General features: G+C 36.7%; 19 protein-coding genes. 12 read left to right on the top strand and 7 right to left on the bottom strand.

The genetic code is table 11. The annotated features are described in order from the left end of the window. Window positions 1-4 precede the first annotated feature (4 nt). Window positions 5-1,336 (bottom strand): serine hydrolase, encoded by a 1,332-nt coding sequence (locus JHD79_RS07220; protein ID WP_199118545.1) that lies wholly within the window; start codon window positions 1,334-1,336, stop codon window positions 5-7. Window positions 1,337-1,488: 152 nt separating this feature from the next. On the opposite strand from JHD79_RS07220, the gene JHD79_RS07215 reads away from it, so the two are divergent. Continuing rightward, window positions 1,489-1,812, top strand: coding sequence for an STAS/SEC14 domain-containing protein (locus JHD79_RS07215; RefSeq protein WP_199118544.1), 324 nt, complete (start codon window positions 1,489-1,491; stop codon window positions 1,810-1,812). 193 nt (window positions 1,813-2,005) lie between these two features. Then, window positions 2,006-3,457, top strand: coding sequence for a cardiolipin synthase (gene cls / locus JHD79_RS07210; protein WP_199118543.1), 1,452 nt, complete (start codon window positions 2,006-2,008; stop codon window positions 3,455-3,457). Window positions 3,458-3,513: 56 nt separating this feature from the next. Here cls and JHD79_RS07205 read toward each other — a convergent pair whose 3' ends face one another. Beyond that, window positions 3,514-3,705 carry a cold-shock protein gene (locus tag JHD79_RS07205; protein ID WP_199118542.1) on the bottom strand — a complete coding sequence of 64 codons (192 nt, stop codon included), beginning with the start codon at window positions 3,703-3,705 and terminating at the stop codon, window positions 3,514-3,516. A 279-nt stretch (window positions 3,706-3,984) separates the two neighbouring features. Continuing rightward, the gene (locus tag JHD79_RS07200; protein WP_199118541.1) at window positions 3,985-4,857 is read right to left on the bottom strand and encodes a ChaN family lipoprotein; all 873 of its coding nucleotides are present in this window, start codon (window positions 4,855-4,857) and stop codon (window positions 3,985-3,987) included. A 157-nt stretch (window positions 4,858-5,014) separates the two neighbouring features. Between JHD79_RS07200 and JHD79_RS07195 the strand changes: the two genes are divergently transcribed. The 4 genes from JHD79_RS07195 to JHD79_RS07180 all read left to right on the top strand — a co-directional run bounded on the left by JHD79_RS07195 (window position 5,015) and on the right by JHD79_RS07180 (window position 7,893). After that, entirely contained in the window at window positions 5,015-5,818 is an 804-nt protein-coding gene (locus JHD79_RS07195) for a LiaF domain-containing protein (RefSeq protein WP_199118540.1), read from the top strand. Between the two features lie 92 nt (window positions 5,819-5,910). Continuing rightward, window positions 5,911-6,906 (top strand): sensor histidine kinase, encoded by a 996-nt coding sequence (locus JHD79_RS07190; protein WP_199118539.1) that lies wholly within the window; start codon window positions 5,911-5,913, stop codon window positions 6,904-6,906. Beyond that, window positions 6,884-7,618, top strand: a complete 735-nt coding sequence (locus JHD79_RS07185; RefSeq protein ID WP_199118538.1) for a LytTR family DNA-binding domain-containing protein — start codon at window positions 6,884-6,886, stop codon at window positions 7,616-7,618. The genes JHD79_RS07190 and JHD79_RS07185 overlap by 23 nt, the downstream gene beginning before the upstream one ends. 122 nt (window positions 7,619-7,740) lie before the next feature. Continuing rightward, entirely contained in the window at window positions 7,741-7,893 is a 153-nt protein-coding gene (locus JHD79_RS07180) for a lmo0937 family membrane protein (RefSeq protein WP_199118537.1), read from the top strand. Between the two features lie 56 nt (window positions 7,894-7,949). On the opposite strand, the gene JHD79_RS07175 is transcribed toward JHD79_RS07180, so the two are convergent. Further along, complete coding sequence (locus JHD79_RS07175) at window positions 7,950-8,513, bottom strand: AAA family ATPase (RefSeq protein WP_199118536.1); 564 nt, start codon at window positions 8,511-8,513, stop codon at window positions 7,950-7,952. Window positions 8,514-8,763: 250 nt separating this feature from the next. Between JHD79_RS07175 and rpmH the strand changes: the two genes are divergently transcribed. The 4 genes from rpmH (at window position 8,764) to tsaB (ending at window position 10,354) form a co-directional block, all read left to right on the top strand. Continuing rightward, window positions 8,764-8,922, top strand: coding sequence for a 50S ribosomal protein L34 (rpmH, locus tag JHD79_RS07170; protein WP_199118535.1), 159 nt, complete (start codon window positions 8,764-8,766; stop codon window positions 8,920-8,922). A 63-nt stretch (window positions 8,923-8,985) separates the two neighbouring features. Then, entirely contained in the window at window positions 8,986-9,381 is a 396-nt protein-coding gene (locus tag JHD79_RS07165; protein WP_199118534.1) for a ribonuclease P protein component, read from the top strand. Then, the gene (gene yidD, locus JHD79_RS07160; RefSeq protein ID WP_199118533.1) at window positions 9,368-9,598 is read left to right on the top strand and encodes a membrane protein insertion efficiency factor YidD; all 231 of its coding nucleotides are present in this window, start codon (window positions 9,368-9,370) and stop codon (window positions 9,596-9,598) included. Before JHD79_RS07165 ends, yidD begins: the two co-directional genes overlap by 14 nt. A gap of 69 nt (window positions 9,599-9,667) precedes the next feature. After that, complete coding sequence (gene tsaB / locus JHD79_RS07155) at window positions 9,668-10,354, top strand: tRNA (adenosine(37)-N6)-threonylcarbamoyltransferase complex dimerization subunit type 1 TsaB (RefSeq protein WP_199118532.1); 687 nt, start codon at window positions 9,668-9,670, stop codon at window positions 10,352-10,354. Here tsaB and JHD79_RS07150 read toward each other — a convergent pair. Both JHD79_RS07150 and JHD79_RS07145 read right to left on the bottom strand, forming a co-directional pair. After that, window positions 10,351-11,766: a DUF5723 family protein gene (locus tag JHD79_RS07150; RefSeq protein ID WP_199118531.1), complete on the bottom strand. Its 1,416-nt coding sequence runs from the start codon at window positions 11,764-11,766 to the stop codon at window positions 10,351-10,353. The genes tsaB and JHD79_RS07150 overlap by 4 nt on opposite strands. 50 nt (window positions 11,767-11,816) lie before the next feature. Next, window positions 11,817-13,382: a hypothetical protein gene (locus JHD79_RS07145; RefSeq protein WP_199118530.1), complete on the bottom strand. Its 1,566-nt coding sequence runs from the start codon at window positions 13,380-13,382 to the stop codon at window positions 11,817-11,819. A gap of 89 nt (window positions 13,383-13,471) precedes the next feature. Here JHD79_RS07145 and JHD79_RS07140 point away from each other — a divergent pair, with 89 nt between their 5' ends. Continuing rightward, entirely contained in the window at window positions 13,472-13,858 is a 387-nt protein-coding gene (locus tag JHD79_RS07140; RefSeq protein ID WP_199118529.1) for a DUF423 domain-containing protein, read from the top strand. Beyond that, a complete protein-coding gene (gene priA, locus JHD79_RS07135; RefSeq protein ID WP_199118528.1) occupies window positions 13,858-16,332 on the top strand; it encodes a primosomal protein N' in 2,475 nt (824 codons plus the stop codon). Before JHD79_RS07140 ends, priA begins: the two co-directional genes overlap by 1 nt. Here priA and JHD79_RS07130 read toward each other — a convergent pair. Further along, the gene (locus JHD79_RS07130; RefSeq protein ID WP_199118527.1) at window positions 16,329-17,012 is read right to left on the bottom strand and encodes a hypothetical protein; all 684 of its coding nucleotides are present in this window, start codon (window positions 17,010-17,012) and stop codon (window positions 16,329-16,331) included. The two genes, priA and JHD79_RS07130, sit on opposite strands and share 4 nt — an antisense overlap. Window positions 17,013-17,336 lie beyond the last annotated feature (324 nt).

Here is a 17,336-nt window from a genome sequence, read left to right as displayed (position 1 = left end):
GCGATTATTTTTTTGTTAAGAGAAACTTAGCGATGGCATGGTAAGCAGGAAGCGAATAGGGATCGTTGGCCGAATTACTGGCTATAGGGTTTGAAGCAAACCTCACAATGACCATATCTGCTTTTGGATCGATGTAGATGACTTGACCATGCACCCCCCGTGCGCAAAAAGCACCATGCTCATTATGGCTTATCCACCACATATCTCTGTAGCTCCAACCTTTAAGTAGAGAGTAGTTAGCTTTTTCAAATGCACTTTTATTGCCTCCTTTTTGAATGTCATCTATGGCCGATTTTGGAATGATCTGTTTTCCATTGCCTATTCCATGGTTCAAAATAAGTTGCCCAAAACGTGCCATATCCCTTAAACCCATATTAAATCCCCCACCAGCAAATGCAGTGCCTATCGCATCAACAGAATAATAGGCATCTTGCTCCATGCCCATTTTGCGCCATATTTTCTCAGATAAAACTTCAGCTAATGGCTGCTTCGTAACACGTGTAATAATCCAGCCCAAAACATCGGAGTTTACGGTCTTATAGCCAAATGCTTCGCCGTGTACCCCATTTTTTTTAACAGTGGGAAGGTATTCATAGTAGGTCTTAGGCCCATTATAATCTTTTGGCTTTGGCAATGGATTTCCTGCAGCCGAAAATTGCCAGATTTCTGCATTTGGATCAGCATAATCTTCACTGAATTTCAACGCAGTAGTCATATCCATTACTTGTCTAACAGTGGCATCGCCAAAAGCTGAGTTTTTAAGCTCAGGGATGTAATGTGAAACCAACTTACTGGTATCTATTAAACCTTCTCTAGCCAGCATGATACCTAAGGTTCCGGTAATGGATTTGGTAACTGACATGGCTGCATGCTGCCCATCTTGTTTTAATGCACCAAAATATTTTTCATATACAATTTTTCCGTGATGCATGACAATAATACCATCTGCATAAACCTTTTTTAGAGACTCTTCCCAAGTAATAGGCTTTTTTTCTCCTAAAGGGATGAACTTCACCTGATCAATCTCTTTTATCAAATTGATAGCCATTGGATTTGCATTGCCCAAGCCACGGGAAACATTAGTTGTGGGCATAAATTGTCGCATGTGCGAAGTGCTCCATCTAAGGGCAGGGAATTGGAAAAAGCTTCCATCCTCAAAGTATAGCGTCCGATCTGCGGGAGGCGGAGACCCCTTCATCCATCCCATTTTTATGGGATCGCTTTCTGCAGCACTTAAAATTTCTGTTTTTTTTTCCTGGGCATCCAGATTTAGGCTCCCAAGTATCAGCAGGAATGCCAATACACAAGAACAAAAACGAGTGTAGCGTTGTCCCATGTCTATAATTTTAATTATAACACAAAATCAATTGTTTGGTTTTTGAAAATGGAAAAAACTAACTTGATTTTTATTGTCTTGATGATTTTTTACATCAGAGAAATGAAACCTTAGTTAAATAGGGTTGTTATCCATATCGCTAGATGTTTTTTATGTTAACAATTATAGAAAACTTACCAATTCATGTTTTTGGTGTAAAGGCCAGTGGTCAGGTTAACGCAGAAGATCTTAAGAAAGTATTATTGCTCGGCTTACAGTCTCTCGCTGAAAAGTATAGTGAAATTTACTATATGCTCGTGTTGGAAACCAAGGTTGAAAACTTCACGGCAGGTGCGTGGTTTCAAGATATGCTGGCAGGTATAAAGCACTTTAGCCAATGCAAAAAAATAGCCATTGTTGCCGATCAGAAAGCGGTAAAGAATTTTACAGACGGCTTCCATTACATTACAGCAGGCAAAGCTAAAGATTTGCCGTGAACAAGCTCGGTGAAGCCCTTGATTGGGTAAGTAGAACTGATTAAAATGATCAATTTGAGGGGCTTGCAGCTGTTTGCTTAAGGTGTCATTGTGCAATAGCTTTTCAAGGTATTCTTTTTTGTTTAGACATTTGAAGGAGAAAGATCGTACATTTAATCTAATAATCTAATGATGTTTATAGCTACTATATGAAATGAATTGGTTGTTACTAGGTGAAATCGTCTATGTACTTATTGTGATAGCGGTATGCTTAAGAGTGGTGTATGATACCCGTACTACCACCAAGACTTTGGCCTATCTGCTCATGATTGTTTTTCTGCCATTTGTAGGGATTTTTATTTATTTCTCATTTGGCATTAATTATAGGAAGAACAATATGTATTCCAAAAAGCTATTTGAAGATGAAGATATGGCCAACAGATTAACGAACATTCTAAGCAATTATTCTAAGGAGGCTTTTGAAAAAGGAAATGAAGCGTTGAATAATCATCAGAATATTGCCAAAATGTTGCTGAAGGAGAGTTTTAGCCCAATTACCTACCATAATGAACTCCAGCTATTGAATAATGGGGAAGAAAAGTTTCCAGCAGTACTGGGGGCATTAAAAGAGGCAAAGAAGACCATTCACTTTGAATATTACATTTATGAAGATGATGACATAGGCAGACAAATAGAACAGGTATTGATACAAAAAGTTGGTGAAGGAGTGTCGGTAAGGTTTATATACGATGATTTTGGCAGTAGCGATATCAGAGGAAAATTAGTAAAACGGTTAAAACAGGCTGGGGTAGAGGCTATGCCTTTCCTAAAGATCAAATTCGTAGCGCTGGCAAATAGGCTCAATTACCGAAACCATAGAAAAATCATTGTAATAGATGGTCAGGTAGCATTTGTAGGGGGGATAAATGTGAGCGATAAATATATAAATGGGAATAAGAATAATGATTTATATTGGAGAGATACCCACTTGAAGATTACAGGAACTGGTGCTTGGTACCTTCAATATGTTTTTCTTTGTGATTGGCAATTTTGTAGTGGGGAAAAAGTGGAACTCTCGGCAGATTTCTTTCCCCGAAGACCGGAACAGCAAAACCCAGGAAAAATGCTACAGATTGCAGCCAGTGGCCCTGACAGTAGAAATTCAGTTATCTTGTTTACTATTTTACAGGCCATTTATTCGGCTAAAAAAGAAATTTGCATAACCAGCCCATATTTTATTCCTGGTGATGGCCTGCTTGATGCCCTAAGTATTGCTGCATTGAGCGGTGTAAGGGTAAGGATATTGGTGCCAGGTATTTCTGATTCTAAATTGGTCAATGCAGCGGCCAGTTCTTATTATAGCGATTTGTTGGACTGTGGGGTAGAAATCTATAAATATCAAAAGGGATTTATACATGCAAAGACTCTGTTTATTGATCGGGAGGTAGGCATGATTGGCACGGCAAATATGGATTTCAGAAGTTTTGACCTGAATTTTGAGGTGAATGCCATTGTATATGATAAGGACTTTGTTATGGGAATGGCCGAACAATTTGAAATTGACCTGTCCAACGCTGAAAAAATTGACCCTTTCAGGTGGCAGAATAGAAGAGGATATCTTAAATTTTTAGAACAGCTGGCTAGGTTGATGTCGCCATTACTTTAAAAAAAAACATCCATCTATTAGGATGGATGTTTTTACCAATTTATGAAGGAATCTAATTAGCTGATCTTAACATTAATTGCATTCAAGCCTTTTTTACCTTGCTCGACGTCGTAGGTTACGGTATCATTCTCGCGAATGTTATCCAATAAACCTGATGAATGAACAAAGATTTCGCTATCACCATTCGATGGTACGATAAATCCAAAACCTTTAGTTTCATTGAAAAATTTTACTGTTCCTTGTTGCATTATAAAGTATTTTAATTGAGCTCAAATGTAATTATAATTTATTGGTAATCAAAATATTGTTTTATTTTTAATTAATTTTTTGAAAAAATATTTTGTTTTGATCTGTGTTTTTGAAAAAATATTTTAGGGTGTTATTGTTTGATTAGAGACTATTGAAGCTACTTTTCCAATGTTTTATAAGGAAGAATTAACGGGTTATATGATTAACGTAAGTGTCCAAAATAGAAATTTATAAAAATGACTATTTTGATATTAAACGTGCTTTTCTGTAAAAAATAATTAAAAGCTCCTCTTCACTTTAGGGTCTGTGATGATAATGTAATCGCCCAGTTCTTTATATTTTCCCCAATCCGGCTGGTCAAAATCATCTGCGGAAAAAGATGAAATGTTAAGTATTTTCAGTTTGGGAGCATATTTTTTGAGTTGTGCATAAGTGCCTAATCTTTCATCACTGTGAAAACGGCCATTTACCTGGAAAATCTTTTTGCCTTTGTTGGCCTTTGCATACTTGGCAATAGACCAGGCCATGGTAGCATCCCAAAAATTTTGTGTTTGATAAACTTTCATGTTGCCCATACCATGTCCACCTAGAAGGGCTAAAAACTTTTCATAATACCGTCCGGTCAAAGTATCAATGGGAAGAGGGGCTAAAAGCTGTTTAGAGCCCGCAGGTAATAATCTGAGTACCTCCAGTCCATTTTTAGTTACGGCATTACTGTATCGTGTAGCGGCATTGCCGCCAACAACATCTAATTTTTCACTTTTGGCAAATTCTATCATTGGCCGGTAGTCTTTATAGTTGTTCCAGGCCCTGCTTTCCTTTATAAAGTTTTTTTCATTGATGATGCCCAATAAATACTCATTAATAACGGGTTGTACATCGGTATGGAACATTTCTAATGTTAAAGCCATTTTGTTCTCGTAGCTCATGGACAGTTGTTTTAAAAGGCTGGCTTCTAAATAATGGCCTATAGAGTCGTTGTGTTCCTCACCAAAAAATAATACATCTACATTTTTCATGTCAAGAACAATGTCATCCAACGAAATGGTCTTCTGTTTTTTGGCGTCGTAGATTTTGTAATATTGGCTCAGATCTTGAGCTTCTGCAACAAATGGCAATAGAAATAGGATAGCAACGATTGATCTGTACATGTTGATGAACGATATTAAATGAATTGAACTTTCAAAATAACGAATTATTTTACCGATAAATTAATGCTTTTTACCGATAATTGAATGCTGAACAGCTGTCTTTCGTTGTACAGCCTAAAGGTTAGCTATACTTTTAGGCATATTAAAAACGAAGGACATGGAAAATATTAATAAAAAAGAGATGATCAACCGCTCAGGAAAAGTTTGGGCCGGCCTTTTTATCATTGGAATAGGCTCGCTTTTATTGCTAAACAATTTTGGACTTCATTTGCCTCACTGGATCTTTAAATGGAGTACTTTGCTTATTGCTATAGGTCTATTTGTAGGAGCCAGACATAACTTTAGAAATAGCGGATGGTTTATTATGGTATTGATAGGCAGCTATTTTACCTTGCGGGATATATTTAGGGACTACGATATGTCCAACATAGTGTTGCCGTTAATGCTGGTAGTGTTGGGATTATATCTTATATTAAAGCCCAAAGGAACAAATAACTTCCATAAGGAAAGATGGAAAAGAAGAAACGACAGATTCAATAGACGATTTGAAAGATTGGATTCCTTTTCCTCACCAAATCCAAACGAACCTGCAGCTCCTAATCATGATAAAACTTATAGCAACCATGATTATATAGACTCTGTAAATGTATTTGGCGGAAGTCAGCAGACTATTTTTTCGAAGAATTTAAAAGGTGGGGAAATTACAGCCATATTTGGTGGGGGCGACCTTAACCTTACACAGGCAGATTTCCAAGGTGAAATTGTGATTGATGTAACCGCTATTTTTGGAGGCCTTAAGGTCATTATTCCACCAACTTGGCAAATCAAATCGGAAGTGACTGCCATTTTTGGAGGTGTGGACGATAAAAGGGCTATTCAGCCCATTGAGCAGGACCAAAATAAATTAGTGATATTAAGAGGGGTGGTTTTATTTGGAGGAGTAGAAATTAAGAATTATTAATCGATCGCTCACCTAAATCAAACGTTGTGACCACAACCCCATTATCAAAAAAGCAGATACGACAGATATCCAGTGTGATATTGATATGCTGGATGGCTGTCTGTGCTGCTATACTTTATTTCTTTTTTAATTTTTCTTGGCCAATAGCACTAGCAGATAGCATGGTGAGCAATGGCCTATTGGCATTGGGATGTATCGTAGTGAGTAATATGCTGGGCTACTATCAGCCAAAAAATGAAAAACTACTATATGTATTATTATTGACGGTAGTTTTATCTTTTATTATTGTTTGGATATCCAGACAGTCGCTTAGTTTATTGTTTATCAATCAAGGTAGTTACCTTAATTTTTTAGACCTGTCAGATATTTTTAAATCGGCTATTGCATTTATATGTTTGGCCTGGTGTGCCCTAGCCAATATTTTATGGTACAGGTTGGAAGAACAATCGGAAATGCAAAGTCGAATGTTGGCTACACAAAATCTGGCTAAAGAGGCAGAACTGAACAAGCTTCGTCACCAGTTACAACCGCATTTTTTGTTTAATAGCCTGAACTCTGTTTATGCCCTGACTATTGTAAATCCTACCGAAGCAGGAACAATGATTACTAAACTGGCCGCTTTTTTACGAGGTACTTTAAAACGCGACGATGAAATTTGGGTAAATGTTGCAGACGAAATGGAATATATCCAGCTATATTTGGACATTGAAAAAGTTCGCTTTAGCCATCGGTTAAATATCGATGTAAATATTGCAGAAGATACTTTGGGGCTTTGCCTACCAGGTACATTATTGCAGCCTATAGTTGAAAATGCCATTAAATTTGGTTTATATAATACTTCAAAAGCAATTACCATTACCATTCATGTAAAATTAGAAAATAGGGTGCTTACCATTTGTGTAACCAACCCGTATGATCCTGAAATGAAAGCCAGTAAAGGTACTGGGTTTGGACTGTCGGCCATAAGAAGACGTTTGTATTTGCTTTTTGCAGACAACAATTTGCTGCAGACCGAAACACAGCACGATAATTTGTATATTACTACGTTAAAAATACCTCAAAAAGATGATCAAAACCATATTAATTGATGACGAGGCTCTTGCCAGAGATATAGTAAAGCACTATTTAAAAGCTTTTCCGAATATCGAGATCGTAGCTGAGTGTTTTGATGGTTTTGAAGGATTAAAAGCTATTGCACAGCACCAACCTGATCTTATCTTCCTGGATATTCAAATGCCTAAAATTAGTGGGTTTGAGATGTTGGAGTTGGTAGAGAAACGTCCAGCCGTAATTTTTACTACTGCATTTGATGAATATGCCATCAAAGCCTTTGAGGTAAATGCAGTAGACTATCTTTTAAAACCTATTGAACAGAACCGTTTTGAACAGGCCATGCAGAAATTACCAGCTAAATTGGCCAAAGGCGATGAAAGCAAGGCGCTTTTGGAAACAGCCTCTCTTTCGCCCGCACAAAACAATAGGGTAGTGGTTAAGAATGCAGGCGTGATCAAGATTATTCCCGTTGATTCCATACATTATATTGAAGCAGATGATGACTATGTGAAGCTGAGTACTACTGATGGAAATTTTCAAAAAAACAAGACCATGAGCTTTTTTGAGCAAACTTTAGATCCTGCACAGTTCATTCGCATCCATCGTTCCTATATCATTAATTTGGCACAGGTCACCAAAATTGAATTAAAAGAGAAAGAAAGTTATGTTGTTCTGCTCAAATCGGGTATTTGGTTACCGGTAAGTAAAACTGGTTATGTAAAATTAAGGGCTGCTTTGGGAATATAGAAAGGAGTAAACTTATCTTATATAAGATAATTATCTGCAGAAAATAAGAACAATTTTAAACACCCCTTGTTTAAGTTATAAATCAAATCAATTAACAGATACTTAACTTAAACATCAGGATCATGGGAAATTTACTTTATGTAATTGCAGTAATTTTAGTCATTATTTGGGCAATTAGTTTTTTAGGAGGCTACTATACAGGAGGCATTATCCACGCTTTATTAGTCATTGCTATCATAGCAATCATATTGAGGGTAATTAGAGGTGCTGCATAATAATAAATAATCAGCTTGGTAGATCGTTAGGTCTGTCAGGCTGATTTGCTGAGCAACTAATGCTTTTTAATTTCTGTAATGATAAATTTCGCTCGTTCCATTATGCTTGCTTTGGGCACTTCTATAAGTTGGTAGCCATATAATTCATAGGTGTCTTTCATTTTATGGAAGGTACATACAGCTTCTTCCCATGTCTGCTTTCGTTCCTCGTCGGTTTGGTATATTTTCTGCCATGGTGGAAGTATAAAAACCTTTTTATTGTATAAATATGTTTTAGCCGTTTCTTCCATTTCGGTGTCTATTGCAATGTTGTTCATTTTGGCATAACAATGTGTGTCTAAAATACCTCGATCAAAAAGACAGTTTTTTTGTGGCGCCTGTTTAGCTGTTTTCATATAGCTATCGATCGATTGGTCTAGCATTATCTTGCTGTAATTTTCTTTGTTTCTCCAAGGTAAAGCTTCTCCATTAATTTTTATTTGTTGTTTAATGATTTTTCTTGCCACTTCGGGTACAATAAGAAAATGTGATTTTAAATAAGTGAGTAACGTGGTCTTGCCAACACCCGGTCCGCCAGTAACTATATAAAAATTGGTTTGCTCAAAAAAATGTTTGCGCATAATTGTAAAAATGGAAAAATTTGTAGTTTGGAATAGAGAAAATAACCTTCTAACGAACGATAGGTTGTTTTATAAAGGTAATTCTTTTTTGACTACTTATCAAATAGGTGGAATGGAAAATCGAAAATAGGCTAAGTATGACTATCTTTGTTTTTCTAAAAATAAAAATAAATACCTGTTGCAATTGTGGAATAATCACTTTATATTTGCACCTCTTATTTAAAAACTCTAGTTAAGATATTATACAGTTATGAAAAGAACATTCCAACCTTCGCAAAGAAAGAGAAGAAATAAACATGGCTTCCGCGAAAGAATGGCTACAGCAAACGGTAGAAGGGTATTAGCTTCTCGCCGTTCAAAAGGAAGAAAAAGATTAACAGTTTCTGACGAGCGTCGTCATAAATCATAATTTTTGATTGCGCCACCTTGTAGGTGAGGCAGAGCAGTCATTCTGCAAAATAGCAATCAAAAAATGAACACATTTAAAAAAGAAGAGCGTTTATGTAGCAAAAAGTCTTTAGACTTGCTATTTAAAAATGGCTCTTCTTTTTTGTTGTACCCTTTTCGGGCTACCTTCCTTTTTGTGCCAGATGTGCACTCTCAACCAGTTCAAGTGGTTATAAATGTGGCCAAAAGACGTTATAAGCATGCTGTAGATAGAAATTTGGTCAAACGACGCACCCGAGAAGTTTATAGGCTATATAAAGCTGCCGAGCTCTATGCATTATTGCCCAATAAAAATCAACTTTTATTGTTGGGGCTACAATATGTAGGGAAGGAAATTTATCCCTACGTTTTCTTTGAGAAGAAGCTTGTGCTATTATTGAAGAAACTAATTGCGCAGATTAAAGCCCATGAAACTAATTAAGATTCTGTTTTCTTGGCTATTTTTATGGCTAATTAGGCTTTATCAATTGCTGTTGTCGCCTTTATTGGGAGCAAGTTGCCGTTTTACGCCTACCTGTTCGCAATATGGAATAGAGGCCATTAAAAAGCATGGTCCATTTAAGGGTGGCTGGCTAACGGTAAAACGTATTGCGAGCTGCCATCCCTGGGGCAGACATGGTCATGATCCGGTACCTTAAAAAGTATAAAGTTATGAGTTCGAAATGAATTTAACTTATAACTTTGCACCGTAAATTTTCAACTTCTAAATGTCTACAATACTTCAAATTGAAACCGCCACGCAGGTGTGCGCAGTTGCCATATCGGTAAATGGAAAAACCATTGCTGTGAAAGAAGAAAAAGCATCTCATATCCATGCAGCTAGCCTTACGCTATTTATAGATGAGGTAATGAAGTTGACAGGTATTTCTTATAAGCAGCTCGATGCTATTGCGGTAAGTAAAGGGCCTGGCTCCTATACGGGACTGCGTATAGGCGTATCTACGGCAAAAGGTCTTTGTTTTGCTCTAGATAAACCACTTATAGCAATCAATACCTTGGAAATGATGGCAAATGGTTACTTGTTACAGCATCCAAACTTTGGAGGTTTAGTATGCCCTATGATAGATGCCCGTAGAATGGAAGTGTTTACAGCGGTATATGATCATAAATTGGCCGAAGTAGAATATACTCATGCAAAGATTATCAACGATAAAAGTTTTGTACTAGAGCTACAGAATAATTATGTGGCATTTATAGGCGATGGAACGGAGAAGTGCAAAGAAGTTATTGTCAATCCAAATGCACATTTTTCTGATCTCAATTTTAATACGGCAGCTAATATGAGCAATTTAGCCTACGAGGCTTTTTTGAAAGGAAAATTTGAAGATGTAGCTTATTTCGAACCCTTTTACCTCAAAGATTTTGTGCTAACTACCCCAAAGAAAAAGGTTTAGTTGTTTTTTTTCTTGAATATGCCAAAAAGACTACCGAAAAAGCTTTTTCGGTCTTTATACTTGCCTACACCTGGCATCCAGCTCATGTTTTGGGGATGTTCTACTATATAGCCTATTTTAAAGGCTATGCCCATATAAACAGAACCTCTGTTATAGCCGGTAGCCTGTGCTTCATTATTTTTTATAATTTCTTTACTGGCGTAATAGCTTTGTATTACATCATTGGTACCTAAGAACATTTCAAAATTGGGCGTTTGGATCATTCCCTGTATCCCTAATCTAAATGTTTGATCTAAGTTATAACTGGGAACGGCACTAAAAGAAAGCAGACCCGATTTTATAGTGTTGACAAAAGCCGCTTCACCAAATTTGTTGAATACATTTTTGGTAAGGATTAGGCTTGGTGTATAAGGACCAAATGTTTTGGAGATTAAAAAGTCGGCACGGGTATTTATAGGTGTGTAGAAAGCTTTTTGTTCGCCACTATCTTCTGCAATTTTGTTCATTGCCTTATACATTTTATTCTCTGCATCAGGGCCTGTAATATCTGAAATTTCACGACTGATATCGAAACTGCCAGAAAATGATTTTTTCTTGCCCCATCTTATGAAACCTAGATCTTTAACATTGGCCATAAGCAATATGCCCGATTTTGTAGTATGGGTGGTGCCCAAGGTTATAGATAGGCCCAGGTTTTTAAAAGGTAATAATTTTGAGAAGCTGATTTTATTGTCTTCTGGATAATTTAGTTTGAAATTGCCGGCTAATTGGATATTCATCTTGTTATTGGCCGGATCAATGGACACTGAAGATTGATCCGCATGGAATTCACTATAACCTATACCGCTCAACAAACTTAGTTTAGTGCCAAATGCCCAACGCTTATTGTAGTTTTCACGATAGTTAAAACTGATCTGGTGATAGGTCTGCAGCTTATTGTTGTTGTTAAAAACATTTATTCTGGGTATACTGCTAAAACGTTTAAAGGTGTCAAAAAAACCAAGACTTTCATTTTCCGAATAATTGATTTCTGTTTCCGAACGAATTTGCCAGGAAAAGCCCATTTCACTATGATATTTGTGGTATTTGAACATTCTAAAGCTCAAGAGATAAATATTAATGCTTTCTCTGGTGGTTTTGTCTAATGGGCCGCTTCGGGTATGGCTATAGCCAGTATTGATCAATTTTCTGAGTGCTTCATCTGAATTTCCTTTGTTAAGGCCACTCAGATCTAGATAGGGCAATAGAAAATTTGAAGCATATTGTCGGGAGGAATCCAAGGTAAAAGCCTTTTGTGCAGGATTTTCGAATGTATCGAATAAGGTCTTAGTGTTAAATAATGCATATTGTTGGGCATGGGTACCCATCGCGACAAATAAGATCAATAAGGAGCAAATCAGCTTTCTTTTCATACCATTACTTGTTGATAAAGATAACCGTTTTGAAGTCAATTTACCACATCCTAATTTGTTAAACTGTCCAATTTAATTTCTTTTTGTTGCTTTAAAAGTAAAATATTGCTCAGAAAACGTCCATTATCGGAAGAAAGTTGATAACCGAAGGCATTGTATGATTTGAGGCCGTCTTCAGATTTATACTGCTTGTAATATGCTGCTCTAAGGTTTCTGCCAAAGATGTCGTTAGAGTTTTTGTGGTTTACATAAATAGATAATGTGGCAGAACTGGAAATTTGATCCTTAAACTGCATATATACTGCATTGTTTACCAATAGTTTGTTGTTTCTATAGCTGTTAAGGAACACTTTTATGCTACTGGCATTATTGGCGATGACAAAGTAATTATCTATGATGGTATAGAAGGGTCTTTCAAATTTTTTAAATGGTTCTCCAAAGAAGTAGTACAAGAGGTCAGCTTCTTTGAAAATCCTTATTTCTGGCTCATATTCAGTACTAAGATCCAATAAGAGCTGCCCCAATTTGTCGCCATTTTCTAGTGCAAGCAGACCAAATTTCTCGCCTGAGCTTAATTGAAAAGTGGCGAGTTGCTTATTGAAATATTTAGGGAAAGTTTGATAGATATCAATTCTGTATTTTTCATTCAGTTCTTTTAGCGTTTTCGCTATTTTTTCAGCTTCTTTATGATCTTGCTGCCAGTTTTTAAAGGCACTGTTCCATTTTTCTTTATCTGTTATTGCAAAAATGGTATAATTGGCAGTTTGTTCTGGGAAAGCTTGGTCGATAAATATTTTTTGTTCCTTTTGGTCTAAATATAACCTATAATAATTGTTTTTGTCTTGTATATCGGTATAGCCGTTCAACAATAATTTTTCGCTACTGAAATTATAATTAAATGATGCATAGGTGTTTTGTCGGTTAAAGATATTCAACTCTCCGTTAATATTGCTGTTCAGTATGCTCTTTAATAATTTAGGGATTTTATTATAGTCAATATAAATATTGGCAAGTGTGTTTTTGCCAAAGCGGTTGTTCTGTTTAATGTAAGCAGCAAAGTCATTCTTGGTGTGATTGTCAATCAGGTTGACCAATGCATCAGGGGAATTGGAAACGATCATCGTTTTTTTATCTGTGATCAGGTAGCAGAAACTACTATCGGGGAAAGTAAGCTTGCTGTATGCACCGTTCTTTTCTATCTTAAACTCTTTGTTGTTGCCCAACTGTATTAATCTATTCTGATCGATCTCGAATTTAGCTTGTGTGCTTATGATAAAATCGACCTGATTATTTTTTCCCGGTAAAAAACCAATGTAGATATTTTCTCCATCTACAAGTTGGTTTATAGGCTTATTTATGCTTAAGTTTTGTTGCAGGGCAATTAAGGTCTTGGTTTTTTTTGCACCCAATAGCTGACCGAGAATGCGCTGTCCGTTTAAGATTTCAAAAAAAGATTTGTCATTTTCGAAGGTAAAAACGATACCCGAGTTTTTGGATACAATATTCAGTGGATGATCATTGCTGTTGTTCTCTGTATTTAAGTTCGAAAAATATAGATAGGCCATTACAGCGGTACCTATGATCAATATGCTAAGTGTAAAATATATTCTTTTCATGCCTATGAAGAACAAATTTAATTTAATTTTATGATTAGCGATATTGTAAGGTCATTTTATTAATTTAGCAAGATTAAAAGCCGTTACTCATGAATAAACGAATTATCCTAACAGCTGCTTTTTTTGGGGCATTAGCGGTAATATTAGGCGCTTTTGGAGCCCATGGCCTCAAGCAGATTATTTCGCCCGATCAATTGCTTACCTGGCAAAAAGGAGTTGAATACCAGTTTTACCATACCTTCGCTATATTATATCTTTCAACTTTTGCACGTTATAAGAACAAGCTCATCAGCCTTTCATTTTTGTTTTTTAGTTTGGGGATTATCTTGTTTTCTGGTTCGTTATATTTATTGTCGCTAAAAGACGCCTATCACTTAACTTTTACCAGTTATATAGGACCAATTACCCCGATAGGCGGGCTATGTTTTATTATAGGATGGTGCTGCTTATTTTTTGCTGCCCTAAAAGATAAATAATGCAATTTGCCGAATCAGATTTTTCTGAAAGAGAAACCTTGTTTGTAGAGGTTATTCTTCCATTATCGTTAGCGATCAACTACACCTATCGTGTTCCGTTTGAGCTTAACGATAGAATTGCCGTGGGCAAAAGGGTAGTGGTACAGTTTGGTAAGCATAAGATCTATACCGCTCTGATTAAGGGTATGGGCAATGAACCACCCGAGCATTATCAGGCAAAATACATTATTGATGTTGTAGATGAATATCCGGTTGTTAACCAAAAACAATTTGAATTTTGGGACTGGATGACCAGCTATTACCTTTGTAATGAAGGAGAGGTGATGGCTGCCGCACTGCCTACCGGATTAAAGTTGGCGAGCGAAACCATCTTGATTTTAAGAGAAGAGCAACCAGAAGGGGTAGTACTTACAGATAAGGAAGATCTCATTGTGAATGTGCTGGTTAAGCAGCATCGCATAACGATTAATGAAGTTGCGGAGCTGTTGGGGCAGAAAACGGTATACCCCATCATCAATTCATTGATTGCTAAGGAGATTATCGTTGCCGCAGAGGAGGTAGTAGATAAATATAGGCCTTTGCTTAAATCATTTGTAAGGCTAAATCCTTTTTATAGGGATGAAGAAAATTTGAAATTGCTATTTGAGCAGTTGGAAAGGGCGCCAAAGCAATTGGATGCACTTTTGGCTTATTTAAAATGCACCAGAAATGGAGATTTTATGGCCAAAAACCAGCTGCTAGAGGAAAGTGGCTGTGGACAAGGTGCCCTAAAATCGCTTACGGATAAAGAGATATTTGTAGTGGAAAAGCGCCAAGTAAGCAGATTGCATACTAACCACGATGAATTCGAAATCGCTTTTGATCTAAGTAGCGAACAACAAAATGCACTGCATCAAATCAGCACTCAATTTGAAACCAAAGATGTGGTACTTCTTCATGGCGTTACTGCTTCGGGTAAAACACAATTATACATCAAATTGATAGAAGAAGCCATTGCTAATGGAGGTCAAGTTTTGTTTCTATTGCCTGAAATTGCACTGACCACCCAGATTGTAGAAAGAGTAAAACTCTATTTTGGCGATAAAATAGGTGTTTACCATTCTAAATTCAATGATAATGAACGTGTAGAGATTTGGAATAAGGTATTGAATGGGGCCTATCAAGTAATTTTGGGAGCCAGATCTGCAGTTTTATTGCCTTTTTCAGATCTAAGATTGGTAGTTGTTGACGAAGAACACGAAAATTCTTATAAGCAATATGATCCTGCACCGCGTTACCAAGCTAGAGATGCGGCTGTTTTTTTAGCCTTTCTTCATCAGGCCAAAGTGGTGCTGGGTTCGGCCACGCCTTCTATGGAGAGCTATTATAATGCTCAGATAGACAAGTATGGATTTGTGGTATTGAAAGAACGTTTTGGAGGCGTTCAATTACCCTTACAAGAAGTGATTAGTATTGCAGAAGAAACAAAAAGAAAAAAAATGGTTTCCTATTTTACCAGTGTACTGGTAGATGATATTGCAATGGCATTGGAAAATAAAGAACAGGTTATCTTGTTCCAGAACCGTAGGGGTTATGCTACCATTCTGATTTGTGCTACTTGTGGTTATGCCCCAAAATGTGTGAATTGTGATGTTAGCCTTACTTTTCATAAGTCAAGTGGTAAACTGCACTGCCATTATTGTGGTTACCACCAGAGCAGCATTAACATTTGCCCTGCCTGTGGCTCAGTGCATATTGAGCAAAAGGGTTTTGGAACAGAGCGAATTGAAGAAGAACTGAGCTTGATTTTTCCTGAAGCCAGAATTTCGAGACTGGATTTGGATAGTACGCGTACCAAGAATGGGATGCAGCAGATCATTGCCGATTTTCAGGAAAAAAAACATGATATTCTTATCGGTACGCAGATGGTGGCCAAAGGCTTAGATTTTGACAATGTAAGCCTGATAGGGGTGATCAATGCAGATACTCTATTAAATTTTCCCGATTTTAGGGCGTTTGAACGTAGTTATCAATTATTGGCACAAGTGGCTGGTAGAGCTGGCCGAAGAGATAAGCAAGGTAAAGTTTGTATTCAGGCCTATGCCGATGACCACCGTATTATTAAGCAGGTAATTGCGAATGATTATGAGCAAATGTATGCCGACGAACTAGAGGAACGCCGCCAATTCCACTATCCTCCTTTTACCCGGTTGATTTTTGTGAATGTGAAACATAAAGATGCCAATATTCTTAATAAGGCATCACAAACTTTGGCCAATCATTTAAGGGCACAGTTAGGACATAGGATACTCGGACCAGAACAACCTTTGGTAGCGAGGATAAGGAACTATTACATCAAACAGATTATCATTAAAATTGAGCGTACGGTAGCCATTCAAAAAGTAAAGACTGTACTATCTACTACCATCAAAGAGTTTAATGCCCAGAAAGAATTTAAGAGTGTAATTACACAGATAGATGTAGATCCTTATTAATTCTTCCCAATCAAGTGGATTTGTATGCCTATTGAAACCGGATTTAGCAGAGATTCTAGTTTGTTATATTTGGCAAAGGTTCTTGTGTTGGCAGCATCACGTAGTATGGTTTCCTGACGCTCATAGGCATAATAAAAATCAATGCTCGATTCTGCAAAGATGCTCAACTGTTTTAATACATTGATTTTAAAACCCAATACAGGTGAAAGGGTAGCGCCGTTCTTATTGGTAATTGCCGAATAGGTGGCATTGGTATTTAGGGTATTGGTAGAGGTGATTTCGCCGTGGAAACTATTGGCACGAAAACCTAAATCAACAGCAAAATAAGGTTGGATAATAGAATAGTTGAAATTTTTCTCGAAACCGATCTTAATAGCGTAATCTGTTAAATTACCATTTGCGCTTTCGCAATTGTCGCACTGGTTGCTAAATTTAAGATCTCTCTTGAACAAATAATGCCCACTTAACCTAAAACTCATCTGGTTGTCATTAAACCTAATAATACCTCCATTAAACCAGGTTTGGGTATAGTCATCGGTATTGGACTGGTTTAATATCTTTGGCAATTGTCCTATATTAAAAGCTTTTATCCCAATGCTGTAATTATAATTACCATCGAGTTGTGAAAAAGCAGAAGTGCTAATGAATAAAAGAAAAATAAACAATAAGTTTTTGTTCATGCGCTATATAAGTTTAGTCCAAAAATATGAATTATTTGTTACTTCGAGCTGTTTAAAAAGCCTAATAAATTAAGAAACGGTTTTAATTTCGATAAATGTAAAATATTTAGGTTGGTGGGGAAGCCAAGTCTATAGCTCTATATTTGGGTTTGTTGTCCTACACCGAATTATTCCTCTTGAATATTCTCCTATTTTAGAACATTTTCTAGATCTTGTTGAATTGTAGTTTTTTAGCTTGACCAAAGTGCTGGCTGTGGATAAATATTTACAATTTTAGAAGCGGTTTATTTGGTTAAATAAAGAGTTTAAAGCTATTTTTGGGGC

Source organism: Pedobacter sp. ASV28 (genome assembly GCF_016428855.1).
In the GTDB taxonomy this organism is placed as follows: domain Bacteria; phylum Bacteroidota; class Bacteroidia; order Sphingobacteriales; family Sphingobacteriaceae; genus Pedobacter.
This window is presented reverse-complemented; position numbering and strand designations above follow the sequence as displayed.

Bases quoted from the DNA above. Each gene is read 5' to 3' on its own strand.
- JHD79_RS07130 (WP_199118527.1), bottom strand. From the start codon at position 17,012: ATGAACAAAAACTTATTGTTTATTTTTCTTTTATTCATTAGCACTTCT.
- JHD79_RS07140 (WP_199118529.1), top strand. From the start codon at position 13,472: ATGAATAAACGAATTATCCTAACAGCTGCTTTTTTTGGGGCATTAGCG.
- JHD79_RS07175 (WP_199118536.1), bottom strand. From the start codon at position 8,513: ATGCGCAAACATTTTTTTGAGCAAACCAATTTTTATATAGTTACTGGC.
- JHD79_RS07195 (WP_199118540.1), top strand. From the start codon at position 5,015: ATGGAAAATATTAATAAAAAAGAGATGATCAACCGCTCAGGAAAAGTT.
- JHD79_RS07205 (WP_199118542.1), bottom strand. From the start codon at position 3,705: ATGCAACAAGGAACAGTAAAATTTTTCAATGAAACTAAAGGTTTTGGA.
- JHD79_RS07190 (WP_199118539.1), top strand. From the start codon at position 5,911: ATGGCTGTCTGTGCTGCTATACTTTATTTCTTTTTTAATTTTTCTTGG.
- JHD79_RS07150 (WP_199118531.1), bottom strand. From the start codon at position 11,766: ATGAAAAGAAAGCTGATTTGCTCCTTATTGATCTTATTTGTCGCGATG.
- tsaB (WP_199118532.1), top strand. From the start codon at position 9,668: ATGTCTACAATACTTCAAATTGAAACCGCCACGCAGGTGTGCGCAGTT.
- JHD79_RS07185 (WP_199118538.1), top strand. From the start codon at position 6,884: ATGATCAAAACCATATTAATTGATGACGAGGCTCTTGCCAGAGATATA.
- yidD (WP_199118533.1), top strand. From the start codon at position 9,368: ATGAAACTAATTAAGATTCTGTTTTCTTGGCTATTTTTATGGCTAATT.
- JHD79_RS07180 (WP_199118537.1), top strand. From the start codon at position 7,741: ATGGGAAATTTACTTTATGTAATTGCAGTAATTTTAGTCATTATTTGG.
- priA (WP_199118528.1), top strand. From the start codon at position 13,858: ATGCAATTTGCCGAATCAGATTTTTCTGAAAGAGAAACCTTGTTTGTA.
- cls (WP_199118543.1), top strand. From the start codon at position 2,006: ATGAATTGGTTGTTACTAGGTGAAATCGTCTATGTACTTATTGTGATA.
- JHD79_RS07165 (WP_199118534.1), top strand. From the start codon at position 8,986: ATGAACACATTTAAAAAAGAAGAGCGTTTATGTAGCAAAAAGTCTTTA.
- JHD79_RS07200 (WP_199118541.1), bottom strand. From the start codon at position 4,857: ATGTACAGATCAATCGTTGCTATCCTATTTCTATTGCCATTTGTTGCA.
- JHD79_RS07220 (WP_199118545.1), bottom strand. From the start codon at position 1,336: ATGGGACAACGCTACACTCGTTTTTGTTCTTGTGTATTGGCATTCCTG.
- JHD79_RS07145 (WP_199118530.1), bottom strand. From the start codon at position 13,382: ATGAAAAGAATATATTTTACACTTAGCATATTGATCATAGGTACCGCT.
- rpmH (WP_199118535.1), top strand. From the start codon at position 8,764: ATGAAAAGAACATTCCAACCTTCGCAAAGAAAGAGAAGAAATAAACAT.
- JHD79_RS07215 (WP_199118544.1), top strand. From the start codon at position 1,489: ATGTTAACAATTATAGAAAACTTACCAATTCATGTTTTTGGTGTAAAG.